The 23,929-nt window shown below is 44.9% G+C and carries 25 protein-coding genes and 2 tRNA genes; 6 read left to right on the forward strand and 21 right to left on the reverse strand.

Annotated features, from left to right (window positions below; translation table 11 throughout):
* Nucleotides 1-3 precede the first annotated feature (3 nt).
* From BMW65_RS21745 to BMW65_RS21775, 7 genes are all read right to left on the reverse strand, one after another.
* Nucleotides 4-1,290, reverse strand: a complete 1,287-nt coding sequence (locus BMW65_RS21745) for a M16 family metallopeptidase (RefSeq protein WP_090608886.1) — start codon at nt 1,288-1,290, stop codon at nt 4-6.
* On the reverse strand, nt 1,280-2,527 hold the full coding sequence (locus BMW65_RS21750; protein ID WP_090608887.1) for a M16 family metallopeptidase: 1,248 nt from the start codon (nt 2,525-2,527) through the stop codon (nt 1,280-1,282). Before BMW65_RS21750 ends, BMW65_RS21745 begins: the two co-directional genes overlap by 11 nt.
* Before the next feature lie 38 nt (nt 2,528-2,565).
* Complete coding sequence (gene hemF, locus BMW65_RS21755) at nt 2,566-3,468, reverse strand: oxygen-dependent coproporphyrinogen oxidase (protein WP_090609000.1); 903 nt, start codon at nt 3,466-3,468, stop codon at nt 2,566-2,568.
* A gap of 10 nt (nt 3,469-3,478) precedes the next feature.
* Nucleotides 3,479-5,179 (reverse strand): gamma-glutamyltransferase, encoded by a 1,701-nt coding sequence (gene ggt, locus BMW65_RS21760; RefSeq protein ID WP_090608889.1) that lies wholly within the window; start codon nt 5,177-5,179, stop codon nt 3,479-3,481.
* 5 nt (nt 5,180-5,184) lie between these two features.
* Nucleotides 5,185-6,192 carry an NAD(P)H-dependent glycerol-3-phosphate dehydrogenase gene (locus BMW65_RS21765; protein ID WP_177181254.1) on the reverse strand — a complete coding sequence of 336 codons (1,008 nt, stop codon included), beginning with the start codon at nt 6,190-6,192 and terminating at the stop codon, nt 5,185-5,187.
* Nucleotides 6,193-6,291: 99 nt separating this feature from the next.
* Nucleotides 6,292-6,365, reverse strand: a tRNA-Arg gene (locus tag BMW65_RS21770).
* Between the two features lie 160 nt (nt 6,366-6,525).
* A tRNA-Ser gene (locus BMW65_RS21775) sits at nt 6,526-6,610 on the reverse strand.
* A gap of 594 nt (nt 6,611-7,204) precedes the next feature.
* Here BMW65_RS21775 and BMW65_RS21780 point away from each other — a divergent pair.
* Genes BMW65_RS21780 through BMW65_RS21790 form a run of 3 tightly spaced genes read left to right on the forward strand, consistent with a single transcriptional unit; the run spans nt 7,205 to nt 8,633 of the window.
* On the forward strand, nt 7,205-7,618 hold the full coding sequence (locus BMW65_RS21780; protein ID WP_177181255.1) for a hypothetical protein: 414 nt from the start codon (nt 7,205-7,207) through the stop codon (nt 7,616-7,618).
* Between the two features lie 58 nt (nt 7,619-7,676).
* Nucleotides 7,677-8,135 carry a hypothetical protein gene (locus BMW65_RS21785; RefSeq protein ID WP_177181256.1) on the forward strand — a complete coding sequence of 153 codons (459 nt, stop codon included), beginning with the start codon at nt 7,677-7,679 and terminating at the stop codon, nt 8,133-8,135.
* Nucleotides 8,136-8,177: 42 nt separating this feature from the next.
* The gene (locus tag BMW65_RS21790) at nt 8,178-8,633 is read left to right on the forward strand and encodes a hypothetical protein (RefSeq protein WP_143053970.1); all 456 of its coding nucleotides are present in this window, start codon (nt 8,178-8,180) and stop codon (nt 8,631-8,633) included.
* A 46-nt stretch (nt 8,634-8,679) separates the two neighbouring features.
* Here BMW65_RS21790 and BMW65_RS21795 read toward each other — a convergent pair whose 3' ends face one another.
* From BMW65_RS21795 to BMW65_RS21805, 3 genes are all read right to left on the reverse strand, one after another.
* The gene (locus BMW65_RS21795; RefSeq protein WP_090608896.1) at nt 8,680-9,591 is read right to left on the reverse strand and encodes a helix-turn-helix domain-containing protein; all 912 of its coding nucleotides are present in this window, start codon (nt 9,589-9,591) and stop codon (nt 8,680-8,682) included.
* Between the two features lie 69 nt (nt 9,592-9,660).
* Nucleotides 9,661-10,461 carry an SDR family oxidoreductase gene (locus BMW65_RS21800; RefSeq protein ID WP_090608899.1) on the reverse strand — a complete coding sequence of 267 codons (801 nt, stop codon included), beginning with the start codon at nt 10,459-10,461 and terminating at the stop codon, nt 9,661-9,663.
* 118 nt (nt 10,462-10,579) lie between these two features.
* Nucleotides 10,580-11,419: a glutaminyl-peptide cyclotransferase gene (locus BMW65_RS21805; protein ID WP_090608900.1), complete on the reverse strand. Its 840-nt coding sequence runs from the start codon at nt 11,417-11,419 to the stop codon at nt 10,580-10,582.
* A 68-nt stretch (nt 11,420-11,487) separates the two neighbouring features.
* On the opposite strand from BMW65_RS21805, the gene BMW65_RS24325 reads away from it, so the two are divergent.
* On the forward strand, nt 11,488-11,643 hold the full coding sequence (locus BMW65_RS24325) for a hypothetical protein (RefSeq protein WP_177181257.1): 156 nt from the start codon (nt 11,488-11,490) through the stop codon (nt 11,641-11,643).
* On the opposite strand, the gene BMW65_RS21810 is transcribed toward BMW65_RS24325, so the two are convergent.
* The 5 genes from BMW65_RS21810 to BMW65_RS21830 form a co-directional block, all read right to left on the reverse strand.
* Nucleotides 11,640-11,948 carry a DUF3467 domain-containing protein gene (locus tag BMW65_RS21810; protein ID WP_177181258.1) on the reverse strand — a complete coding sequence of 103 codons (309 nt, stop codon included), beginning with the start codon at nt 11,946-11,948 and terminating at the stop codon, nt 11,640-11,642. The two genes, BMW65_RS24325 and BMW65_RS21810, sit on opposite strands and share 4 nt — an antisense overlap.
* A gap of 106 nt (nt 11,949-12,054) precedes the next feature.
* Nucleotides 12,055-13,182, reverse strand: a complete 1,128-nt coding sequence (locus tag BMW65_RS21815) for a M42 family metallopeptidase (protein ID WP_090608903.1) — start codon at nt 13,180-13,182, stop codon at nt 12,055-12,057.
* Nucleotides 13,183-13,485: 303 nt separating this feature from the next.
* Nucleotides 13,486-14,259, reverse strand: coding sequence for a TerC family protein (locus BMW65_RS21820; RefSeq protein WP_090608905.1), 774 nt, complete (start codon nt 14,257-14,259; stop codon nt 13,486-13,488).
* A gap of 45 nt (nt 14,260-14,304) precedes the next feature.
* A complete protein-coding gene (locus BMW65_RS21825; protein ID WP_143053971.1) occupies nt 14,305-15,438 on the reverse strand; it encodes an acyl-CoA dehydrogenase family protein in 1,134 nt (377 codons plus the stop codon).
* A 676-nt stretch (nt 15,439-16,114) separates the two neighbouring features.
* The gene (locus tag BMW65_RS21830; protein ID WP_090608908.1) at nt 16,115-16,912 is read right to left on the reverse strand and encodes an SDR family oxidoreductase; all 798 of its coding nucleotides are present in this window, start codon (nt 16,910-16,912) and stop codon (nt 16,115-16,117) included.
* Nucleotides 16,913-16,998: 86 nt separating this feature from the next.
* On the opposite strand from BMW65_RS21830, the gene BMW65_RS21835 reads away from it, so the two are divergent.
* Nucleotides 16,999-17,346, forward strand: a complete 348-nt coding sequence (locus BMW65_RS21835) for a winged helix-turn-helix transcriptional regulator (RefSeq protein ID WP_090608910.1) — start codon at nt 16,999-17,001, stop codon at nt 17,344-17,346.
* A 158-nt stretch (nt 17,347-17,504) separates the two neighbouring features.
* Here the strand turns inward: BMW65_RS21835 and BMW65_RS21840 are convergent, their stop codons facing one another.
* The 4 genes from BMW65_RS21840 to BMW65_RS21855 form a co-directional block, all read right to left on the reverse strand.
* Nucleotides 17,505-18,422: a helix-turn-helix domain-containing protein gene (locus tag BMW65_RS21840; protein WP_090608911.1), complete on the reverse strand. Its 918-nt coding sequence runs from the start codon at nt 18,420-18,422 to the stop codon at nt 17,505-17,507.
* Between the two features lie 56 nt (nt 18,423-18,478).
* Nucleotides 18,479-19,516: an NAD(P)-dependent alcohol dehydrogenase gene (locus BMW65_RS21845; RefSeq protein ID WP_090608912.1), complete on the reverse strand. Its 1,038-nt coding sequence runs from the start codon at nt 19,514-19,516 to the stop codon at nt 18,479-18,481.
* A gap of 99 nt (nt 19,517-19,615) precedes the next feature.
* A complete protein-coding gene (locus BMW65_RS21850) occupies nt 19,616-20,377 on the reverse strand; it encodes an SDR family oxidoreductase (RefSeq protein ID WP_090608914.1) in 762 nt (253 codons plus the stop codon).
* Nucleotides 20,378-20,444: 67 nt separating this feature from the next.
* Nucleotides 20,445-21,326: a helix-turn-helix domain-containing protein gene (locus BMW65_RS21855; protein WP_090609003.1), complete on the reverse strand. Its 882-nt coding sequence runs from the start codon at nt 21,324-21,326 to the stop codon at nt 20,445-20,447.
* A 155-nt stretch (nt 21,327-21,481) separates the two neighbouring features.
* On the opposite strand from BMW65_RS21855, the gene BMW65_RS21860 reads away from it, so the two are divergent.
* On the forward strand, nt 21,482-22,414 hold the full coding sequence (locus BMW65_RS21860; protein ID WP_143053972.1) for a DUF6263 family protein: 933 nt from the start codon (nt 21,482-21,484) through the stop codon (nt 22,412-22,414).
* Here the strand turns inward: BMW65_RS21860 and BMW65_RS21865 are convergent, their stop codons facing one another.
* Nucleotides 22,415-22,942: an adenine phosphoribosyltransferase gene (locus BMW65_RS21865; RefSeq protein ID WP_090608918.1), complete on the reverse strand. Its 528-nt coding sequence runs from the start codon at nt 22,940-22,942 to the stop codon at nt 22,415-22,417.
* Nucleotides 22,935-23,855 (reverse strand): helix-hairpin-helix domain-containing protein, encoded by a 921-nt coding sequence (locus tag BMW65_RS21870; protein WP_090608920.1) that lies wholly within the window; start codon nt 23,853-23,855, stop codon nt 22,935-22,937. The genes BMW65_RS21865 and BMW65_RS21870 overlap by 8 nt, the downstream gene beginning before the upstream one ends.
* Between the last annotated feature and the right edge of the window lie 74 nt (nt 23,856-23,929).

Raw genomic sequence — 23,929 nt, forward strand, 5'->3', positions numbered from 1 at the left:
CACTTATGCTTCGTATTTCCCGACCACTATTTTGATCATATTTTCATAATCCAAATAGGTGTTGGCCAGTCGCAAGATTTCTTCTCGGGTAATGGCATTGACCACATCCGTATAATAGTCGTAATACTCGAAATCAAGGCCGGAGAAATACACATTCTTAAACTTATCGGCATGCGAAAACACGTTTTCTAAACTGCCCAGCATCGTCCCCATCAGGTAGTTTTTTACTAAGGCCAGTTCCGCTTTTTCCACAGGCTCTTCCCGAAGCCGTCGGATTTCTTTTTCAATTTCGGCCATTGTAGCTTTCGTTACTTCGACTCCTACCTCGGAGCTTATGGTGAAAAAGGCACTGTGTTTGAGCGAAGCGAGGCCCGAACCAATGCTGTACGTATACCCCTTGTCCTCGCGGATATTAGCCATTAGGCGCGAGCCGAAATAACCACCCAAGAGGGTATTCAGCACCTGCAAGCCGGGAAAGTCGGGATGAGACCGCTGGATACTTTGGTATCCCAAGCGGATAGCCGATTGCAACGCATCTTTACGCTCATCTACCACCAGCAGTCCTGTCGTACCTGAAATAGCCGGTGCAGTATCCACTGGTGCAGATCCACCCTCCGCAGGCCAGCTATCGCCAAACAACCCTTCCAACATCGCTATCACCTCATCTGTGGCCTTACCGGATACTACCAATGTACAATTTGAGGGCGTGTATTGCTGCTTAAACAGCGCTAACAATGCCTCCCTGGAGATGCGATCGTAGTCTGCAATATCAGGCACACTACCGTAGCGTGACGGGCCGAACAAGGTTTTGTTGAATAGCCTGCGTGCCACAAAACTATTTTTCTTCAATGACACCTGCAGTTTCTGCTTATTGTTACGGATATAGGTAGCCAGTTCTTTTTCAGGAAAAACAGCGTCCGTAAGGATATCTTTAACAACTGGCAACAACTGACTCAAGTGCTTATTCAATGAAAACAACGTCAGGGATGACTGGTCATAGCCATACTCCGGCACCAGAAAAGCGCCATGGAAATCCACCAGCTCGGCAATCTGCTTGCTGCTGTATGACGCAGTCCCTTCGAGCAGGAGTTCGCTCGCACAGGTGTTGAGCAGCGCTTGTTCGTCCTGCGCAAATACGTTCGCGAAAATCCATTCGATGCGTACCACATCTTGCTCACCTGCGTTGAATACAAAAGCCTGTAAGCCATTTGAAAATTGGAGGTGTGCCGGTTTAATTAAATCGAAGCCGGTTATCGGGTGATACGCAGGTGGCAATGTTCTATCGAGCATGGGGGGTGGCAATATAAATAAGCGTTGACGAATTTTCTTTTCTAAACAGTTGTTGCGCCTGTTGCTGGATATCGGCAGCAGAGACAGCCAAGTAGCGTTCCACCTCGTGGTTGAACTTATCTGCATCGCCGATCAGCTCAAAATAAGCAAGGTTCATCGCCTTTTCAAGAATTGCCATTTCCGCAAAAACCATGGTCGATTCTATGCGGTTTTTGACCTTATCCAATTCGTAGGGCTCCACCTGCTGCACCTTGAGCTTATCTAATTCCGACCAGATGACCTCCTCAGCGGTATCCATGGCAACATTGGGCAACGGTTTGCCCTCGATTACAAACAGGTTGGCATCCAAGCTTCCCGTTTGGTAAGCATTGATCTCGCTAAACAATTCTTCTTCTTTCACCAGTCGTCGATACAGCCGTGAAGACGGCCCACGCGAGAGCAAGTCGGAAATCAGGTCCATTGCATAGTACCCTTCATCCAGACGGGCAGGGCCATGAAAAGCGATGTAGATACTGTTCAGCGGTACATCGGCCTGCACCACCTCCCTGCGGGCTTCCTGCTGTTGGGGTTCCATCGGCAGTTGCCGCTCGTACGTGTTGGTAGACGGAATAGGGCCAAACCATTTCTTGGCCAGCTGCTTTACCTGATCGGTCTGCACACGGCCAGCCACCACCAAAATCGCATTGCTCGGGTTATAATGCTTGGTGAAAAACGATTTGACGTCTTCCATCCTTGCCTGTTCGATGTGCGCCAGTTCCTTGCCGATGGTTGCCCAGCGGTACGGGTGTACCTTATAGGCCAACGGCCGCAACCTGAGCCAAGCATCGCCATAGGGTTGGTTGAGGTAGCGCTGCTTAAACTCTTCGCACACCACATTACGCTGCACCTCCAAGCTTTTCTCGTTGAATGCCAATTCCAGCATCCGGTCACTTTCCAGCCAAAAAGCCGTTTCGAGATTGGACGCAGGCAGGGTGATGTAATAGTTGGTGATATCGTTGCTGGTAAAGGCATTGTTTTGCGCGCCCACAGCCTGCGACGGTGCATCATAGTTGGGGATATGGGCAGATCCCCCGAACATAAGATGTTCAAATAGGTGGGCAAAGCCTGTCTGCTCGGGATGTTCGTCCCGTGCTCCCACATCATAGAGCAAGTTGACCACGGCCATTGGCGTAGCCGCATCTTCATGCACCAAAACCCGCAAACCATTAGCCAATGTAAATCGATTGAATGTGACCATCCTGATACGCAATTAACTATTCATAGTGTAAAAACCAATTATAAGTTTAGCCAGTCTATATCCTGCTTCAGCAACGACAAGGTCTGCGCTTCCGCACTACCAGCCTCGGGCTTGAAGTCATACACCCACTCCGCTTGCGGCGGCAAGCTCATTAGGATGGATTCGATGCGACCATTAGTCTCCAACCCGAATTTTGTCCCCGCGTCATATACCAGGTTAAACTCCGCATAACGCCCCCTGCGAAGGTATTGCCAATGCTTGTTAGCCTCGTTAAATTCCCGATGGCGGTTCCGGTTTACCAGTTCAGCGTAGATGGGCACAAAGGCGCGCCCCAGCGTACAGGAAAAATCAACTATCGCATCCCAGGGCACTCCCGCCTTTTCCGGTGTAAGCCGGTCATAAAAAATACCGCCAATGCCGCGCGTCTCCTGCCGGTGCTTGATGTAAAAATAGCGGTCGGCATGCGCCTTAAAGGTTGGATAAAAAGCTGGACTAAATTGGTCGCAAATGTTTTTAAGGCGACCGTGGAAATAAGCCGCATCTTCGGTTTGGATATAATGCGGCGAGAGGTCTATCCCACCTCCAAACCATTTAACCCGATCATTCAACTCAAAATACCGGATATTCATATGGATGATCGGCACAAACGGGTTGCCGGGATGGATGACGATGGAAACACCCGTAGCAAAGAAATTGGTTTCATCCACTTGGAAAGCCTTTCTCACCGGCTCAGGCAACACGCCATGCACGGCCGAAAAGTTGACCCCTCCCTTTTCGATGACATTCCCCTGCTGGATGACCCTTGTACGGCCACCGCCGCCACCATCACGTTGCCATAATTCCTCTTGAAAAGTCGCTCCCCCATCCAATGCTTCCAGCCCCACGCATATTTCATCTTGGATGGATTCATACTGTTTGGCAATCTGTTGTTTGTCCATCATGGTATACTCGTTAATAACCCATTGCCACGTCATCACCACGGGGGTCGGCCCCGCCCTGCAAACGCCCATCGGGCAACATCAATATCGCATCTACCCTACCGATGCCGGTACGATCCACCAATTTGTACCCAGTAGTAGACAGCGAATGGCGGACGGCCTTGCTCACAGCGTCGTTTTCCAGTGCTACCTCATCCGGCAACCACTGATGGTGAAACCTCGGGGCGGCAACAGCCTCCTGTATATTCATGTCAAAATCTACGACATTGAGAATCGTCTGGAATACCGACGTCATGATCGTAGAGCCTCCGGGCGTGCCCACCACCATAAATAACCGCCCGTCTTTTTCCAATATTGTCGGAGTCATCGAACTGAGCATACGTTTACCCGGCTCAATTGCGTTGGCCGTGCCGCCAATCAGCCCATACATATTTGGAGCGCCCGGTTTTACAGAAAAGTCGTCCATCTCATTATTCAGCAAAAATCCACCGCCAGCTACGACCACGTAGGAGCCATAGGAACCATTGATGGTTGTGGTAATAGACACCGCATTTCCCTCCTTATCCACCACGGAAAAATGCGTGGTTTCTTCATGTTCAATTTTGGGCAAACTCCCCGCGTGGATATCACTACTAAACGACGCATGGCCGAAACTGAAATTGCGCATCCGCTCAGCATTATAAGCCGAATCCATCAGCATGGTTTGTGGTACTTCATAGTAGTCCGGATCGCCAAGATGAGTCGCTCTATCAGCATATACCCTGCGTTCGGCTTCTATCATTACCCGCATGGTTGAGTCCTTTTGGAACCCCCATCGGTATAGCGGATAAGCTTCCACAGCCTTTAGCATGGAAATCAATGCAATCCCGCCACTTGATGGGGGCGGCATAGATACCACCCGATGCCCACGGTAGGTCGCTACCACTGGCTCCCGCCACTTCGCACCATAATTTTTCAAGTCGTCATAGCTGATGATGCCGTTGCCGCTGGCCATCTCTTCGACGATGTAGTCCGCGATTTCACCTTCGTAGAAACCGGCTCTCCCTTCGCTGCTGACCAAGGATAAGGTATGCGCCAGTTCGGTTTGCACCAAGGTGTCTCCCGCCATCCACTCCTCTTCCCTTACAAACGCCGTTCCTTTAGGATTGTACTTTTGGAAACTCTCCTTTCTGCCGTTGAGTTCCTTAGCCTGCATCTCGGTGATCGGAAATCCCTGTTGGGCCAAGCGGATGGCCGGTTGCAATAACTGTGGCCAATCCAGCTTTCCGTAGCGCGCATGCGCCTTCACCATGCCATCTACCACGCCCGGTACGCCCGATGCCAATTGCCCACGCAAGCTGAGTTCGGTAATGGGATTGCCCGTTTCGTCCAAATACATATCTCTTGTTGCTGCAGCAGGTGCAGCTTCCCGAAAGTCCAGCGAAGCGACGTTGCCATCAGCGCCCCGATACACCAGGAATCCACCCCCGCCTATATTTCCTGCATTTGGGTATACCACAGCAAGCGCAAATTGTATCGCTACAGCGGCGTCCACAGCATTTCCTCCGGCTTTGAGAATTTGCAATCCAACAGTTGAAGCTTCGGGGTGGGCGGTCACCACTACACCATTCTGGTAAGCAGCCAGCACCTTACCTTCTTTGGATGTGTCGCATGACGCAGCCAGCGCAACAACAAAGCAAGTTAGCAAGTAATGGGCAAAAGTTCGTCTATTCATGATGTTCAGGTTAGTTGTTCAGCTAAAGCTTTCATTTCAACAATAGGAGATTGGTGGCCATAAAGCACGTTATAAACGGCGTTACATATTGGCAAATCGATCCGGTATTTTATGCAAATCTGCTGGATGCAATACGATGCATAGTAGCCTTCGGCCACCATATTCATCTCCAGTTGCGCCGATTTGACCGAGTAGCCCTTACCGATCATATTGCCGAAGGTGCGGTTGCGGCTAAATTGTGAGTAGGCCGTCACCAGTAGGTCGCCCAAGTACGCCGATTCCTTGATATCCCGTGCAATGGGATGAACGGTATTCACGAAATGGGCCATTTCCCGGACAGCGTTGGACACCAGCACCGCCTGGAAATTATCCCCGAATCCCACCCCGTGGCACATCCCCCCTGCTACCGCATAAATATTTTTCAATATCGCTGCATATTCCGTCCCGTAAATATCATCGGAGACGTTGGTTTTGATGTAGCGGGTACTAATCAACGATGCCACCAGCGCCGCCACCTCCCTATTTTTGGACGCCACGGTAAGGTATGAAAGTTTTTCGAGCGACACCTCTTCCGCGTGGCAAGGCCCACCGATTACCGCGATTCGGTCTATCGGCACTTGGTAATGCTCTTGGAGGTAATCACCCACAATTTGGTTTTCATCGGGTATAATGCCCTTGATCGCAGAAACGACAATTTTGTCTTGAAAAGCCTCATTCGGAACACGTTTCAAGGCATCTTTTAAAAATGCAGCAGGTGTATTGAGGACAACAATATCAGCATGTTCAATAACCGTGCGTATATCGGTATGAATATGCCGTTTAGGGATTTTTACGGTAATTGCACTTAGGTAATTGGGATTATGCCGATAGTTACGGATATAATCAGCGGTTTCCCGATTACGTATCCACCAAAATATGGATTTATCCACGGTATTGTCACCCAGCATTTTAATGATTGCCGTTGCCCAACTGCCGCTTCCTATCATCCCAACTGTTTGTTTAGTCACGTCCATGACCTATTTCCCGATAGTTATCATCAATTGGTAAGTTAGCTTTTTGCATCAAAACCTAACAAAAAAAGCCCCTCAATTTGGATATCAAGAGGCCCTAAGTACGCCCATTAGGATTCGAACCTAAGACCGACGGTTTAGAAAACCGTTGCTCTATCCAACTGAGCTATGGGCGCTCCTTTTTCGGTGCAAACTTAGCTAAAATTGTCCATATAAAAAACAAATATTAGTCGTATACACGTATAGCTTTTGTCGTTTACGACTTTTGCTAAAGCAGATTTTGCAATGCCTATAAACGATAAAACCCCGCTAATGCGGGGCTTTTTAAGGCTTTAGCGGAGAGTGAGGGATTCGAACCCCCGGTCCTGTGACAGACAACGGTTTTCAAGACCGCCGCATTCGACCACTCTGCCAACTCTCCGCCGCAAAAGTACAAACTCTGCTACATTTTGCAAATTCAATTGTGCTTTTTTTGTTAATACTTACATTATCAGATAAATACTTTTTTCTTTACTGATAAAATGAGCACATGGGCGAAGCGAATGGATTTTCAGGGCTTTTGAAGCCTCTCCCAAAAAGAACGGCTGTGGCTATGTGTATGGGACTGAGCAACGCACCAGAAGCGGTGCTGACCATTTTTCAGCAACGAATCATTGGTATATTTTAAAAATACCTATTTTAGCGTATTGTCATTGATTTTATTTTGTTATTAATTTGAAATTGACACAAAAATTAACAGGTATGGTTTCAAATATGTAAATTTTTATATTTTATATAATTTGTCACAGTTAATACGCAGCTTAAAATACTCACAGAATAAAAATAAACACCTTTCTGACATGAATAAATCTGAATCATTTAACTTTTTCAGGCCATCAGTGAAGTTCATTGCCATATTTCCCGGTTTATCGGTTCAGGAGCGTTTTTCTGGACTGGCCATCATTAATGACTATTAGCCTCAGGATTTTTATTTATGATTCACTCGCCCTTTATTACGTCTTTGACAAATCAGAGGTTGTTTTCGGACATCATAAAGCATCCCAGTGTTGAGTTAAAAAATGCTGCCAAAATGATTTCAGCGCCAATTGATAACATGTACAGCATTAAAAAATTAACCGTGGATCAGTATGTTTTTGAATCTGTCGCGATTACTGTCAGCAAGCAAAAAACGTCTGAATTTCGTAACCCGCTATTAGCCTTCAAATTTATATCTCAGGATATAGCTCTTTTCGACAATTCGGATTATCACTTTGGAAAAAAAGGCACTGCCTTTGAAATTCCAATGGAAACACCTTCCTCTGTAAAAGAGTGGCGGAAGAAAATGGGAGGCTTTTTAGTATTTGATAAAGAGATAAAAGTTAACTTGTCTAAGTTTTCGAATGGAATTTGCGTGATTTCAATGTTGGTTTTCGAGCCATTAACAAATTAAGTGCACAGCATGCAACAAGAAAAACGACAGGGGGGAATACCCCGCAAAAAACAGGAGGATGCAACTGATGATTAAAACAACAGTATTGATTTTTTCAATCATGGCCTTCATGGGCGCTCAGACGCAAGTTAAAAATGAGCGAGCGCGGATTGTCAGGCAATTCATAAGTGCCGGGTTACACGAAAACGGAAATGCCAAATTCATCATGGACAGCCTCATGTACTTCGCACCCCTTGATACGGCAGTATCGATGGATAAGAGATTGCAGATACTTGAGGGGCACCTTGAAAATTTTAAGGTGCGAAAAGGCATTGATTCGGTAGCTGACTACACGTACATTCCCTATGGGGAATACCACCAGTCTAAGGTTGATTTTGCAACTGATCCAAACAATCTTGGCATCTTGCTGAATAAAGGCCAGCCTCTTACATATCTTTTGTTTGAAGGCAGCAAAATCCGCGCTTTCGATTATATCACAAAAGGTACGGTGGAACCTGGATATTTTATTGTGTATTAATACGAACATGATTTTATTGGAATGGCTTTACAATTGTTGCTTATGCTCAGAAAAGTAGTGGTAAATGTAGTCACAGCATTGGTTGGCTTTCCGATTGTTATTTCGATTCGATATTGGGGGAATCTTATTGAGGGGAATTACAAACATTACGATGCATATTATGATTCACTTCCAAAATACCTATATAAAGTCATAGTGCATCCACTGGTATATCCTTTAGTTCCCTTACTATTCCTTCTGTTTATCTTATTGCCTTTTCAATTGATTAAAGATTCACGCAGTGAAAAAGGAAAGCCATTTTCTTATCTTCAGAAGGTCGGAATATTTAGTTTGATAGTTGTTGCCATGATTGCATTTTGGGGACTTTTTACCAATTTATGGGCGATCCCGTATTACCGCAATGTGATCTATCTCGCATATGCGCTCGGTTTGGGGCTCGTATTTGCTACTTTGCTTTATTTTCTGGTCGATAGGTACACTGAAAAAAGAGGCATCTGACAAGTTTTTTTATTACTGAGGTTCTTTTCCTTTTGCGGGATATCATTTAGTAAAAACTCGCCCGAAACTCCAATGGAGAAATGTTAGTTTTCTTCTTGAACAACCTGTTGAACGACTGCGGATATTCAAAACCCAATTGATAAGCAATTTCGGCCACGGACAAATTGGTGGAAGAAAGGTATTCTTTGGCTTTTTCAATCAGCTTTTCATGAATGTGCATTTGTGCGTTTTGTCCGGTGAGCGAACGCAGCATATCGCTTAAATAATGTGCCGAGACATTGAGTTTTCCTGCCAGAAATTCTACCGTCGGCAATCCATTTTTCAGGGTTTCTTCATTGTCGAAATAATCGTTCAGCAATCGTTCCATGCTGGAAAGCAGATCATTATTCACCGCTTTTCGCGTGATAAATTGCCGCTCATAAAAACGATTGCTGTAATTGAGCAATAAATCAATTTGCGACAGAATAACAGCCTGCGTGTGGCGGTCAATATGTTGATATTCCTGTGTAATCTTCTGAAAAATTTCGATGATGTCTTTTTCTTCGCGTTGCGAAAGGTGTAAGGCTTCATTTACGGCATATGAAAAGAAACCGTAATTTTTGATGGCAGCTGCAATAGGATGTTTATGCAGAAAATCGGGGTGAAACATCAGCATATAACCTTGTCCACATTCCAGTCGCATTTGTTGAATTTCGGAAATGCTTAATGATTGCACTTGCCTTGGGGCAATGAAATTCATCGTCCCTTTATCAAAATCGTAGTATTGTTGTCCGTATTTTACTTTTGCGGTAACATCTTTTTTCAGCGATATGCTGTAAAAATTCACAAAAAACTGTCCCCAAATTTCGCTTTCGGCAGGTTTCATTTCTGAAACATCAATGACACTTACCAGGGGATGCAACGGTTCGGGCAATGATAATTGCCGATGAAATTCGGATATGGAATTGACAATGTACATTTTTGCTTCTCTTTTACAAATTTACAAAAAGCAACTGCCCCAAAAAGGCAGTTGCCAGCTTTTTGATGATCACGCAAATTGCTGTCCGATTTCTTTTCTGAATGCTTCATTGCCAATTTCTCTATGTCTGGCATACATCGCATTAGCATCTGCGCCAGCCACATAACGCACTTTTTCTTTACCGTCTGTTGCGGCTTCATACACCACCTCGGCAATTTGTTCGGGCGTAGAAGCCAATTTGAATGCTTCTTCAAAAGCACTGAACATTTTGTTTTCAATGTCCTGATATTCGGGAAGCGAATTCATATCCAGCGAACGCCCTGCAAAATCCGTTACAATTCCACCCGGTGCAATGGTTTTAATACCGATATTGAATTTACTTAATTCGAACGACATGCTTTCACTCCAGCCCTCCAGCGCAAATTTAGTGGCGTGATACACTGAACTTATAGGAAAACCCCAAATCCCACCGATGGAAGTGGTACTGATAAACAAACCGTTTTTCTTTTCTCTAAAATACGGAATGAACGCTTGTGTCATGCGCAAAACGCCCAATAAATTCGTATTGATTTGTCGTGTAATCTGCTCATCAGAAATTGCCTCCAATGCGCCCATTAGCCCGTAACCTGCATTGTTGAAAACCACATCAATGTTGTGTAATGAAATAGCTTTTGCTACGGCTTCTTTGATTTGTGCCAAGTTGGTGACATCAAGCGGCAACAGCGTAACGTTTTCCAATTGGCCCAAAGCTGTTTCTTTTTCGGGATTTCGCATTGTAGCGATTACATTCCAGCCTTTGTGCTGAAATAATTTAGCGGTTGACTTGCCCAAACCTGTTGAGGCTCCTGTAATAAAAATTGTTTTTGACATTGTTTTACTCATTTTAATTTAACAATGCAAAACTCTGCAGAAGTCGAAATGTGGATGTTTCCAAAATGGATTTCGTTGTATCCAAAATGAGGTTGGGGATGCTTGCCTTTCAAACGCCTCACATCGGGGTGAATTTTATTTTAAATATTGTCGGCCAGTTTTTGCCTGTGATGAATAACGTTTTGTTCCGCTGATCCCAAGCTATTCCATTCAGCACATTCTCTCCGGTATCAATAAAGTCTGGCTTGTAGCGCTGAATCAAACCATCAATATGCATCAGTCCAACAACATGGCCCGTGTGGGGATCAATTTTGTAAATGGTATCGGAATGCCACCTATTTGCATAGACGTATCCGTCAATATATTCCAATTCATTCAGATCAACAACGGGGCCTTTGTCATCGACAACGGTGATTTCTCTTTCAACGTTGAATGAGTTGGGATTCACGAAAAACAAACTTGCTGTCCCGTCGCTTAGTATAATCGAAGTCGAATCAGTCGTGCATCCCCATCCTTCTCTTTGCCATGTAAAGGTTTTCTCGAATTCACTAAAGTTCTTGATGTCAAATACATAAACAACATGGTTCTGATAGGTCAGTTGGTATAGTTTCTCGCCAAGGACAGTGATGCCTTCTCCAAAAATGTCGTTCCTATAAGTTGAATATAGCGTCTTGGCTTTACCGGTTAAGGTATCGATCGTTCTTATCAGCGTACGTTTCTGTTGTCCGGTACCCTCCAATAGGTCACCGTTGTAGACGACGAGACCTTGGGTAAATGCAGTTGTATCATGCGTAATCTTATCGACCACCGAATACCTTATTAAATGTGGGGAGGGAACGTTACGTTCGGGCACGCTATTTTCCCGAACATTCGATGGATTTGTACATGCACCCATTACCAAAGATAATAGCAGGATGCCGCATGCCAGTTGATTGAAAGTTTTCCTATTTTTTAGCATACTTCTACTGATTCAAGCACGGCACAAACAAAACAGCCTGATAATGGTTATATCCATAAAAAAACCGTATGAGAGGATTTCTTTTTGTCTTAGCACTGATTTTATTGGCTATTTGGGGAATAGGCATATTTTTATACGCCTTGAAAGGCCTATTCAACATTGTGGTTATACTGGCAGCCATTGCACTTATCATGGCCATCTTCAGTAAACCCAAGCGTACTTAAGCCTGTGCTGTTGGCCCACCGAAATTCATTGGAAATGGCGGGTCGTCGTGTGCATCAATCTGGCCGTTCGCGGATTCATATTTGGCAACATTATCGTCCAGCGCGTGTAGCAATCTTTTTGCATGTTCCGGTGTCAGGATGATCCTGGACTTTACCTTTGCCTTAGGGATGCCCGGCATTACACGGATGAAGTCCAGCACAAATTCTGTATTGGAATGTGTAATGATGGCTAGATTGGAATACGTTCCCTCAGCCACATCCTCGGCAAGCTCTATATTTAATTGATTTTCGTTTTTTTCTGCCATTATCGTTGTGCTGTTTATAATTTAGTCTGCCACAAAAATGCAAAGAAATTTCCAAACATGAAAAACCTGCCGACACTGCCCCCTATCGCACAGTGCCGGCAATCCGTTATTTCGCGAACGTACGGAAATCATGTCCCGACTTGATGGCAAGCAACGCTTCATAAATCAGGCGGATGACGTTGTCCACGTCTTCTTTATGAATCATTTCCACCGTTGTATGCATGTACCGAAGGGGCAACGATATCAATACCGAAGGTACTCCTTCATTGGAATAAGCAAATGCATCAGTATCTGTGCCTGTCCACCTCGAAGATGCCTGCCGCTGGAACGGTATTTCTTTCTTTATTGCGGTGTCTATTAGCAGTCTATTGAAATTTATTTGCACAGAAGGTGCATACGATACTACCGGCCCTTTGCCGCAGGCAAGATCGCCCTGTGTGACTTTGTTGATCATGGGCGTCTGGGTATCGTGGGTCACATCCGTGATGATGGCCAGATTGGGTTTAATCCGATGGGCAATCATTTCAGCGCCACGCAGGCCGATTTCTTCCTGCACCGAATTGACGATGTATAAGCCGAAAGGAAGCTTCTTTTTATTCTCCTTGAGCAAGCGGGCCACTTCGGCAATCATGAAGCCGCCAGCCCTGTTGTCCAGCGCACGTCCTACGTAATAGCGGTCATTCAATATCATGAATTGGTCTTCATACGTGACCACACTTCCTACATGCACCCCGAGGGCTTCTACCTCCTCCTTGCTCGTACAGCCGCAGTCCAGAAAGATATTCTTCAAGGTGGGGCTTTCTTCTTTCTCGCCCGAGCGCGTATGAATAGCCGGCCAGCCGAATACCGCTTTCACTATCCCTTTATCCGTATGGATGTTTACACGTTTTGAGGGCGCAATCTGATGATCGGATCCCCCGTTGCGGATGACATAGATCAATCCATCTTTGGTGATGTAATTGACAAACCAGGATATCTCATCTGCATGCGCTTCAATCACCACTTTGAAATCTGCTTTTGGGTTGATGACTGCTACGGCCGTACCATAGGGGTCAGTAAATGTTTCATCTACGTAAGGTTTCAGGTAATCCAGCCACAGGCGCTGACCTTCCCATTCAAAACCCGTCGGTGAAGGGTTATTAATATATTGTTCAAAAAATTGGAGTGATTTGGACGTTACGACGGGAGTATGTTGTGTTGATTCTTGTTTTGGTTCTTTTTTTGCTCTTGCCATATTATAGTTGGATATATCTTGTGGATAAATTAGCTTCGGGCAAACTTAGATAAATTGCCTTTTATATGCAATATAATCGCAGCGCATATAAAAGCAATTTATCGGTCTCTCCTATGAAATAATTACGCCCGGGTTGCCATTAAAATCAGATCACGAAGTCAATTAGGTATGAAGAAAAGCTTTTTTAAATTACTCGTTAAGTTCAACAACATCGTATTACCTCGCTATACAGGCAAGGATCCTACCACATTGACCAAGGGCCAGCGTGTCCTTTTAGGATACCGGTATTGGGCACTTATTCATTCACTTTGATTTTCCCGTAGCTTCAGGTTTAGTTTTTTTCTTCTGTACCCGCAAGTTCAGGAATTCCACCAAAACAGAAAATGCCATTGCGAAATAAATGTAACCCTTAGGTATGTGCTGTTCAAACGCTTCCGCGGTCAGTGATACGCCTATCAGCAGCAAGAAAGCCAAGGCAAGCATTTTCACCGTCGGATGTTGATTTACAAAGCGACTGATGGACTCCGCAGAAAGCATCATAATCGCCACGGCGATGATGACTGCTGCAATCATGACCTCAATGTGATCCACCATCCCGACGGCCGTGATCACCGAGTCCAAGGAAAATACAATATCCAAAATGACAATTTGCACAAGGACATTGCCAAACGTAACAGCCTTCCCTTTCAATTCATGGCGATGCTCCTCCCCTTCCAGCTTGGTATGAATTTCAGCGGTGGCTTTATAAATCAAAAACAAGCCGCCAAGCAACAGGATCAGGTCCCTGCCCGAAAGATTCAAATAGTGATTAAGATTGCCATTCTGAATACCCAGCCACTCACCGATGGTCAAAAACGGTTCAGTAAGCGACATGATCCACTTCACCGAAAACAACAACCCGACACGCATAATAAGTGCTAAGAACAGCCCCAGCTGGCGTGCTTTCTTTTGCTGTTCGTCAGGTAGTTTTCCACTTAAAATCGAGATAAAGACAATGTTGTCAATGCCGAGGACAATTTCCAGTACGGTAAGGGTCAGGAGTGAGATCCAGACTTCAGGGTTTAAGAGCCATTCCATAATAACGTATCAACGCGCAAATCAGTACATTGTTTTGCGGCCGACCTATTTCAGCACTTCGCGTGCGATAACAAGCTTCTGGATTTCTGACGTGCCTTCACCAATCGTACATAATTTGGCATCCCGGTAGTATTTTTCCACTGGAAAATCCTTGGTATACCCATATCCGCCAAAAATCTGCACCGCTTCGGTAGCGCAGCGTACCGCTACCTCAGACGCATAGTATTTGGCCATAGCCGAATTCTTTGCCACTTCTTTGTCCTGGTTTTTCAGTTCGCACGCCTTCCGGATGAGCAGTTCAGCAGCTTCAATCTCCGTGGCCATATCGGCCAGCTTGAACGATATACCCTGAAAATTTGCTATTGGCTGGCCAAACTGGTGGCGCTCCTTTGCATATTTTATAGAAGCTTCCAATGCACCTTTGGCAATCCCCAGAGCCAAAGCCGCAATGGATATACGCCCGCCGTCCAGTACCTTCATCGCTTGCTTGAAGCCTTCTCCTTCCACGCCAAGGAGGTTTTCACGCGGCACCCGGCAATTATCAAACACCAACTCGGTAGTTTCCGATGCCCGCATGCCCAACTTATTCTCCTTCTTTCCAGCTGTAAAACCAGGTGTGCCCCGCTCTACCACCAGTGCAGATACGCCGCGCGCACGATCCTTTTCACCAGTACGTACCATCACGACAGCTATATCGCCGCTTTGGCCATGTGTAATCCAGTTTTTTGTGCCGTTTATCACGTATTCATCGCCATCCAGCACGGCAGTAGTACGCATGCGCAATGCATCCGATCCCGTATTGGCTTCGGTAAGTGCCCACGCCCCGAGTCCTTCCCCAGCGGCCAGTTTCCGCAGCCAACGCTGCTTTTGAGCTTCGTTGCCAAAGGCCATGATATGCCCTGTACACAGCGAGTTGTGCGCCGCAAACGAAAGGCCTATGGCCCCACATACCTTCGCTATCTCCACGATAATGTCTACATATTCATGATAGCCCAATCCCGCACCGCCGTATTCCTCCGGAACCAACGTACCCATGATGCCCAATTGGCCCATGGCCTTGAAGGTATCCACCGGGAAATACTGTGCTTCATCCCATTCCATCACATGGGGACGGATATTTTTCACTACAAAATCGCGTACCATCTGGCATACCAGTTCACGATTTTCCGCTTCTTGCATTGTGGATTGCGCGTGCATTATCACTTAATTTAAGACGTTATCATAATGGTTTTACACAATGATAAACAATCTCAAATCAAAAGCAAACCAAAGAAAATACGGTATAATATAGGATAAAACAGTTTCTGGTATAAATTCAATTCACTGATTAGGTATAAGCCCACTGTACAGGTTCCGAGTGCCCCATTTTTTTGAAAAATTATTTAAATTATTATTTCCTCTTTTGTAGGCAATACAGAAAACCGCATCCATATTTCTTTTATTGTTTTTTCCACAGTGGTTCATTTAAAATCCGTAGAAAAGGACGTGTTTTTGTTGTTTTCCAACGCTGCTGAAAGTAAACTGATTTTTGCGGTCGCACGATCCTTTTGAAGCCCCGGTTACAAACCATACGTTCTTTGTATCCATAATTAATTTTCTCTTTTATTTGGATGCAAAGGTAGAACGGTGATGAGCCCCTCCGCTAACTGTCGGGCTGAAACACTTCGTAATCTTTCAGGTTGCCGAAATGGTGAAAAAAAGTCGGAGTAAACACACAGAAAAACCCGGTCTGATATTATCCGGAACCCAGTTCAATTTCGCTTTATAAAATTCTTCTATGGTTTGAGTTTTGTCCATTCGGGAAAATTACGAAAATCAAACCAGTATTACTTGCCAGTATATCATAAACAGCTATTTAAGTGTTTAGCAACTTTAAAAAGAAAGCTTTTGTCTCTTTTCTGAATGCCTCTGCACCGATTTCCAGGCGTCTACCATACGCTTTTTTCGCATTTTCCCCTGCCAGGTAACGCAGTTTGTCTTTCTGATCGGTTGCGGCTTCGTAAATAACTTCCGCGATTTGCTCGGGTTCGGTATTCAGGTTGAAGCCGCCCAACATTTTTTGGATAGCCTGATCATACGCAGGAAACGAAGCAATCTCAGCAACGTTAAAAAAGTTGGATTTTGTTCCGCTCGGTGACACGGTTTTAACTCCGATATTAAAAGGGGCTAATTCAATGGATAAACTTTCGCTCCAGCCTTCCAACGCCCATTTTGTTGCATGATAAACATTACTGAATGGATGTGCCAAAAGTCCCGCAATCGAGGTCACATTGATAAACAAACCACTTTTCTTCGCTCTGAAATGCGGGATAAATGCCTGGGTGACGTACAGGGTCCCTAAAAGATTGGTGCTGATCTGCCGCTCAATTTGTTCATTGCTGAACGCTTCCATGGCACCGAACAAGGCGTAACCTGCGTTGTTCAGCACGACATCAATAGTTCCTAATGAAATGGCTTTAGCTGTCGTTGATTTGATTTGTTCAACATTGGTAACGTCTAACGGCAAAACAGTTACATTTTCCAGCTGCGTCAATTCGGTTTCTTTTTCAGGGTTTCGCATGGTGGCGATCACATTCCAACCTTTTGATTGAAATAATTTTGCAGCTGCTTTCCCAATACCGGATGATGCGCCCGTGATGAAGATGGTTTCCATTTGAATCAAATTTTATTTTTTACACTGCAAACCTAACCGAAAAAAGATATACATTTGATACCTGTATCCAAAAGGATACTTGATTTATGACAAGGGAGGAAAAACGATTTCAAGAGAAAATCAAAGCCATTCAGGATACCATGTTTGTGCTTGGCGGAAAATGGAAGTTGCCGATTATCCTTTCCATTTATGGCGGCAATAAGCGATTTAATGATATTTCAAATGCGATTCCCAAAATCACCAATCGCGTGTTATCAAAGGAGTTGAAACATTTAGAAGAAAACCTGCTGATCAAGCGGACGGTAATTGATGATTATCCCGTTAGGATAGAATATACCGTGACGGATTATGCTTTCGGTTTGGAAGAAGTCATAAAACCAATGGAAAGCTGGGGCAAGAAACATAGGAAACGGATTAGCGACGCAAGTCGTTAGCAGTACCGATTGGATTAACGCTGAAATCAAACAGGCAGCAGCTAAGAACCAATTATGTCAGAAGAATTGTTAAGACATTTTAGAAACTACATCGAAATTGACGAAAAAGACGAAACAAGGCGAAACGGCTCATATGATTTATTCCATGGCTTTACCGGTCAATTAAACCTTGCCCGAAATTCCATTGGCGAAACAGCTGTTTTCTTTTTAAACAGTTTGTTAAACGACTGCGCATATTCAAAACCCAATTGGTAGGCAATTTCCTTTACCGAGAGATTGGTGGTCGATAGCAGCTCTTTGGCCTTTTCAATCAGTTTGCTGTGAATATGTTGCTGGGTGTTTTGCCCCGTTGTGCTTCGCAGCATATCGCTTAGGTAATCTACGGAAATGCCCAATTGCCCTGCTACGTATTGCACTGTTGGCAAACCCGAGAGCGATAGGTTATCGTCGTTAAAATAATCGTTTAGCAACTTTTCCAACCGGATTAAAATTTCATCACTCGCAGGTTTTCTGGTAATGAACTGCCGGTTGTAAAAACGGTTAGCATAATTGAGCAACAAATCTAAATGCGAAACGATAATGTCCTGACTAAACGTATCGATATTTGATTTCAATTCCTGCTGGATCTGTTCGATCAATGTCGAAACAATATTCATTTCGGCATCGGACAAATGCAGTGCTTCAGACAAATCATAAGCGAAAAAACCGTAGTCTTTGATTGTTTTCGCAAGCGGATAATGCTGAATCAAATCAGCTTTGAAAAATAGCGCAAAACCTGTCGCCCGGTATTCATCAGTTTCAAAAATCCGGAAGACTTGTCCGGGCTTGGTAAAAACCATTACGCCTTCGTTGAAATCATAGTATCGCTGACCATATTTCATTTTGCATTTATTGCCCAGTTTCACCGAAACGCAGTAAAAATCCTGGCTGAAATGTTTCCAGATTTCCCTGTTTTTTTCATAGTCGAACAAGCTGACATCCGCTACGCTTATCAACGGATTATGCGGTTTCGGAAGATTGAACAAGTCGTGCAGTTCACAAATGGATTTAATGTTGTAGAGCACCGATTTTTTCATTATTACCAAATTTATTCAAAAATAATCTGTCGCAAAGGACAAGTATTACCCGGTCGTCACAACGTTGCCATGTCAATAACAAAACGGTAACGGACATCGCCTTTTTCCATTCTTTCAAACGCCTCGTTGATGTTTTTAATAGCAATAACTTCAACATCTGAAACGATGTGGTGTTCGGCACAGAAATCCAGCATATCCTGGACTTCCTGCAATCCACCATGTCCAGAACCAGTAATCACTTTGTTGCCAACGACCACGGAAAAAGATGAAATTTCCCAGGGTTTTGAGGGCAATCCGACATTGATATAAACACCGTTTGTCCTTAAAACGGCAAGCAACGGATTGATGTCATAATTAGCCGAAACCGTATCCAGTACAAAATCAAAGGAATGGAAAACAGCCTTCATTTGATCTTCATCTTTTGAAACCACAAAATGATGGGCACCTAATTTTCTTGCGGCCTCTTCTTTATCGGGTGAAGTGCTGAAAACCGTAACTTCCGCTCCCAAAGCCACACCAAATTTTACGGCCATGTGTCCCAATCCGCCCAAGCCGACAACACCTAATTTATGTCCCTTTCCTACCTTCCATCGGTTCAGCGGCGAATACGTTGTAACGCCCGCACAAAGTAAAGGTGCGGTTGCCGCCAGGTCCAATTTTTCGGAGATATGGAATGTAAAATCTTCGTTTATCACCAGGATATTCGAATAGCCGCCGTAAGTCGGCTGTCCGTTTCTGTCCAAATGATTATAAGTTTGTACGCCTTGATTGCAGAATTGCTCATGCCCGCTTTTGCAATCCTCACATTCCCTACACGCATCGATATACGTCCCCACGCCAGCCAAGTCGCCGATTTTGAATTTACTCACGCGCTCGCCTACGGCAGAAATCCTACCCACAATTTCGTGTCCCGGAACCATTGGAAAGATTCCCGGAAACCATTCGTTTTTGATGTTGTGAATGTCCGAATGACAAACGCCGCAATATAAAATTTCAATCTGTACGTCGTGTGTGCCTAATTCCCGCCGTTTAAAATTCCAAGGGGCTAATTTTTCATTTACCGCTTGTGCCGCATATCCTTTTACCTGTATCATGTTTTTAAATCTTTACAAGGCAAAGTTCTGTAAACATAAAGTGGCAGCAGTATCCAAAACCGTGAAATGCGTGTCCAAAACCGTAAAAGGGAGGTTCTTTTACCAGGGAATTTCGCCCGTTTCGGGGTTGGTTTCCTCGCAGAAGAATTTACCTGTTGGCCCGTCCTGGTCTATCAAGGCGTATTTTACAACGCGTGTTCCTGCATCTTCAACGGTGCCCGTGCCCCGGTTATTGTTGAAATCTGTTTTGGTGAAACCAGGGCTCACCGCGTTTATCCTGAATGCGGTGTCCCGCAGTTCGTAAGCCAGGTTCACCGTATACATATTCAACGCCGCTTTTGATGAGAGATAAACCGCGCCTTTATGATGGTAATATTTGTACGTCGGGTCGCTGTGTAATGTAATTGAACCCTGGCTTGAACTGACCATCACGATTCTCGGTGTTTCGGATTTTTTGAGCAAACCCAAAAATGCCTGCGTCACCCTTATCACACCGTAAACGTTGATTTCATAGACTTCTTTGAAAATTTCAATGCTGGTATCTGTGGCGGTTTGTGGAATATAATTTCCATTTTCATCAGATTTTGCGCCCGAAATGCCCGCATTGTTAACGAGCACATCCAACACGTCTGTTTTTTTGCCGATTTCAGCGCGGGCGTTTTTTACAGATTCCTCATCGGTGACGTCGATTTGTACGGCTTCTACCTGGATTAATCCTTCGGATTTTAGTTGCTCTGCGGCTTCAAGCCCTTTTTGCAAATCACGGCTCCCGAGATACACATAAAACCCATTTTGCAATAATTGTTTGGCGACTTCAAAGCCAATGCTTTTATTCGCTCCTGTGATGAATGCTGATTTCATTTTTTGCTGTTTAAAAGTACGGGACAAAAATAATCAGCCGAAAAACGAGGGAAATGGACAAATCGTTTTATTTGCCCGACAAATCCTGCTGTTCTGCCAGAAATTCACTGACGCTTTTCCCCGTGCTTTTTTTGAAAAGCCGGGAAAAATAATCGGGATCGTTAAAACCCAGCTCGTAAGCTAATTCTTTGACAGAACGTTTGGAATAATGCAGTTTTCGTTGCGCTTCGGTAATCAAACGGTTGGTAATAAATTCTTTTGGCGAAATGCCCGAAAATTCTTTTACGATTCCATATAAGCTGCTGGGAGTGATTGCTAATTGTTCGGCGATTGTATTGACCGAATGTTGCTCGGTTAAATGTGTCTCAACAGCCAGTTTAAATTCGATATATTTTGACAGCTTGAGGCTTGAAATGTTGTCTTGGGTCTTACCTTTGAAATAGGCGCTGTTGAATTCCGTTAAAAGCGTGTTCAAATGCGCTAAAATTACTTCAGTGTCTACATCGTGTTTGCCTTCCGTATGAAGCAGTTGGTTTAAAATCTCAAAAACCTTCCTTATCCGCTGTTTTGCGTCGTCACCAACAGGTATGGTCTGTGTGTTCAGCGGATTAACTAAAAAAGGAAACTGTTGCGGAAGCAAGGCCAATGTATTTTCATCAAATCCAACCTTAAAATATTCAAGGTCGTCCTTTATGGGCGGTGGCGTAACAACTTGATTGGGCAATACAAAAAGCAACTGTCCGCTTGAGAGGGTAATGTCCTGCAAGTCCACCTTATAGTTTGAAGACCCCTTATCCATAAACACGAAAAAATAAAAGGTCAGCCGGTGCGGATGAAGCAACTTTTGCAGCAGATCGGCAGGCAAATAGTGGTTTGCGTTTGAACTGAGCCTGATACCCAATTTATCGTGTTGCTTAATGAGTTGATGTATTTCCTTAGTATCTTGCATTTTCAATCGATATCGTGCATATGCATGGCGTGAACGCTCATTTTGCAACACCGAAGATACGCATACTTTGGTTGTATTTTTTTACAAAAATAAATACGACTAACCCCCATAAAGTATACCTTTGGGAAAAACGCATGATTACAAAAAAACGCACCATGAAACATACTATCACATTGGGTCTCTTCGTCGTCTTATTGATTACCTCCATCGGGGAATTTGCCAACGCACATCCCCTACCCAAGGAAAACACGGTACCGGTAAATCGGGCATTGACGCTAAAATTCAATCTCAAACCCGGCGAACAGTATTTTTTCTCGTCGGCAACCAAACAAAACATCACGCAGAATTTTATGGGCCAGCAGATGGCCACTACGCAAGATATCCTTTCAGAATATGTGTATGACATCCAGTCTGTCCAGAATGGCGTCACCGCCATTAATGTGACATTCAGCCGGATAAAAATGGACACCGATGTTGCAGGCATGCAAAGACTAACTTTTGACTCCGAAAACCCAGAAACATCAACCAGCGAACTCAGTGCGATTTCAAACCTCGTCGGCAAATCTTTTCTGATGCATATCAATGAAGAAGGAAGCGTTGAAAAAGTGGAAGGGCTAGCCGATATCATCAATGCCGTGGGTGGGCAGCAAGCCGAGATGCTTAAGCAAAGCTTTGGAGATTCTTCAATGATCCTCAGCATGAACCAGATGACCAACATCTATCCTGCCAACCAAGTGGATATCGGCGAAAGTTGGATTAAAGCATTCACCGGCCCCATTGCCGGCATGATGCAATCCGAAGCAACATCCAAGTTCGTCCTTTCAAAGACGGAAGGTGATCTGGCCATTTTGGAAGTAGATGGTCAGATGAATTTTTCAAAGCTGCAAAATGGGGGCAATCCCATGTTGCAGGGGGCCGAGTTCAACCTGAAAGGCACACAAAAGGGCACCTTGCGGGTAGATATCGAATCCGGGCTGCCGATACAGACCAGCCTGAAACAAGACATCAGCGGCGACATTGAAGTACAGGGCATGCAGATCCCCATGTCCATTGTTTCAGACATCACGATCACGGGCAAAAAACTGTAGCTAATACCCCACCAAAGAAACAATATTCGGGCTGTAATCAGTTAGCCGTTCGCTACCTTTAAGGAAATCCAGGCTGATAATAAAGGCGAAGCCAGCAATATTTCCACCAAGCTTCTGTATAAGCTGGCTGGTAGCGGTGACGGTGCCCCCCGTGGCCAGCAAATCATCGTGGACAAGTATCCGTGTACCCGCGATAAAAGCATCCTCATGGATTTCAATAGTTGCTTTCCCATATTCCAGGGCATATGACTGTGCTACGGTATGATAAGGCAACTTGCCTTGTTTGCGGACGGGGACAAACGGCTTGCCCAGCCGCTGGGCCAGCATCAATCCGAACAGAAAACCCCGGCTTTCGATGCCCGCTATGACATCAATCGCATCTGCTTGCAACCGCGCTTCAAATGCATCCAATATGGCCTCACATAGGCCAGGATCTTTGAGAATCGGTGTAATGTCTTTGAAGATAATGCCGGGTTCGGGAAAATCCGGCACATCGCGTATGACGGATTTCAATCGTTGATCAATCATTAGCTATGGTTAAATACGGTACAATTTTACGAAAAATCTCTTCATCCATAATGGCAATGCGCAATAAATCCGTCAGTGCGCGGTAGGGTCCATGCTGTTTGCGGTATTGGATAATGAGATTCGCCAACTTGGCACTTATAAAAGGATGGTTGTTCAACTGCGCATAATCCGCAAGGTTCAATGCAATTTTGGTTACCTTGGTGGTATCGACATAGACGTACGTTTTCAATCCATCATACCGAAGGGTATCAAACCCATACACATCCAATAGTTGCTCAGCCTGGTGAAAGCCACCCAACCGATCCCTGAACCGTACGATGCGGGAAGCATACACCGGCCCGATTCCCGGCAACGCCTGTAGATCCAGTGAATCTGCCGTATTCAAATCAAGGTATAACTTTTCCTCAACGACCATTTCCCGCGAGCGGTCGGCAGGTGGCCTCCCCCCGTCAGATGGTACTGTAGCAGAATCCGGTTCACCATAAATAGCCGCCGCTTTTATGCGGATATACGGTTCCAGACGGGCATAGTCCGATGCATTGATGGCGTAAATTTTCTTTAAATCTTCCCGCCTACGGAACCTGCCGCCTTTTGCTTCATAATTTTTTATCATCCGTACCTGCCTATCAGAAAGCCCCAGCCGCTTCCAATCCACCACCGCAAGGCCGTTGGGATCAAAGGGGAAGTATTCGGCTGCTGCTATCCGATCCGCCGCTGGGGCAGGCTCGCTTGCCGTAGCCAAAAACCGCTCAATATCATCGATGTGAGCCGATAAGGCCGTATCCTCAGGCGTACTCCAGGCGCGATAAAGGTATGGAGCTATCCACGCTGCCAGCAGCAATACCCCAAGCACACATATCCCCGTGAGCTCGCTGCGACTGAAGGCAAAATACTTTTCAAACCATCTATACATTATAGAAGATTGAGGTTTCAGCACCTAAGATAGTAAAAACAAAAAAACCTGGCAAATTTGCGAATCTGCCAGGT

This window comes from Parapedobacter koreensis (genome assembly GCF_900109365.1).
GTDB lineage: Bacteria > Bacteroidota > Bacteroidia > Sphingobacteriales > Sphingobacteriaceae > Parapedobacter > Parapedobacter koreensis.

Coding starts and splice junctions, on each gene's coding strand:
- BMW65_RS21745 (WP_090608886.1), bottom strand. CDS start 1,290: ATGCTCGATAGAACATTGCCACCTGCGTATCACCCGATAACCGGCTTC.
- BMW65_RS21750 (WP_090608887.1), bottom strand. CDS start 2,527: ATGGTCACATTCAATCGATTTACATTGGCTAATGGTTTGCGGGTTTTG.
- hemF (WP_090609000.1), bottom strand. CDS start 3,468: ATGATGGACAAACAACAGATTGCCAAACAGTATGAATCCATCCAAGAT.
- ggt (WP_090608889.1), bottom strand. CDS start 5,179: ATGAATAGACGAACTTTTGCCCATTACTTGCTAACTTGCTTTGTTGTT.
- BMW65_RS21765 (WP_177181254.1), bottom strand. CDS start 6,192: ATGGACGTGACTAAACAAACAGTTGGGATGATAGGAAGCGGCAGTTGG.
- BMW65_RS21785 (WP_177181256.1), top strand. CDS start 7,677: ATGCAACTGATGATTAAAACAACAGTATTGATTTTTTCAATCATGGCC.
- BMW65_RS21790 (WP_143053970.1), top strand. CDS start 8,178: ATGCTCAGAAAAGTAGTGGTAAATGTAGTCACAGCATTGGTTGGCTTT.
- BMW65_RS21795 (WP_090608896.1), bottom strand. CDS start 9,591: ATGTACATTGTCAATTCCATATCCGAATTTCATCGGCAATTATCATTG.
- BMW65_RS21800 (WP_090608899.1), bottom strand. CDS start 10,461: ATGTCAAAAACAATTTTTATTACAGGAGCCTCAACAGGTTTGGGCAAG.
- BMW65_RS21805 (WP_090608900.1), bottom strand. CDS start 11,419: ATGCTAAAAAATAGGAAAACTTTCAATCAACTGGCATGCGGCATCCTG.
- BMW65_RS24325 (WP_177181257.1), top strand. CDS start 11,488: ATGAGAGGATTTCTTTTTGTCTTAGCACTGATTTTATTGGCTATTTGG.
- BMW65_RS21810 (WP_177181258.1), bottom strand. CDS start 11,948: ATGGCAGAAAAAAACGAAAATCAATTAAATATAGAGCTTGCCGAGGAT.
- BMW65_RS21815 (WP_090608903.1), bottom strand. CDS start 13,182: ATGGCAAGAGCAAAAAAAGAACCAAAACAAGAATCAACACAACATACT.
- BMW65_RS21820 (WP_090608905.1), bottom strand. CDS start 14,259: ATGGAATGGCTCTTAAACCCTGAAGTCTGGATCTCACTCCTGACCCTT.
- BMW65_RS21825 (WP_143053971.1), bottom strand. CDS start 15,438: ATGCAAGAAGCGGAAAATCGTGAACTGGTATGCCAGATGGTACGCGAT.
- BMW65_RS21830 (WP_090608908.1), bottom strand. CDS start 16,912: ATGGAAACCATCTTCATCACGGGCGCATCATCCGGTATTGGGAAAGCA.
- BMW65_RS21835 (WP_090608910.1), top strand. CDS start 16,999: ATGACAAGGGAGGAAAAACGATTTCAAGAGAAAATCAAAGCCATTCAG.
- BMW65_RS21840 (WP_090608911.1), bottom strand. CDS start 18,422: ATGAAAAAATCGGTGCTCTACAACATTAAATCCATTTGTGAACTGCAC.
- BMW65_RS21845 (WP_090608912.1), bottom strand. CDS start 19,516: ATGATACAGGTAAAAGGATATGCGGCACAAGCGGTAAATGAAAAATTA.
- BMW65_RS21850 (WP_090608914.1), bottom strand. CDS start 20,377: ATGAAATCAGCATTCATCACAGGAGCGAATAAAAGCATTGGCTTTGAA.
- BMW65_RS21855 (WP_090609003.1), bottom strand. CDS start 21,326: ATGCAAGATACTAAGGAAATACATCAACTCATTAAGCAACACGATAAA.
- BMW65_RS21860 (WP_143053972.1), top strand. CDS start 21,482: ATGAAACATACTATCACATTGGGTCTCTTCGTCGTCTTATTGATTACC.
- BMW65_RS21865 (WP_090608918.1), bottom strand. CDS start 22,942: ATGATTGATCAACGATTGAAATCCGTCATACGCGATGTGCCGGATTTT.
- BMW65_RS21870 (WP_090608920.1), bottom strand. CDS start 23,855: ATGTATAGATGGTTTGAAAAGTATTTTGCCTTCAGTCGCAGCGAGCTC.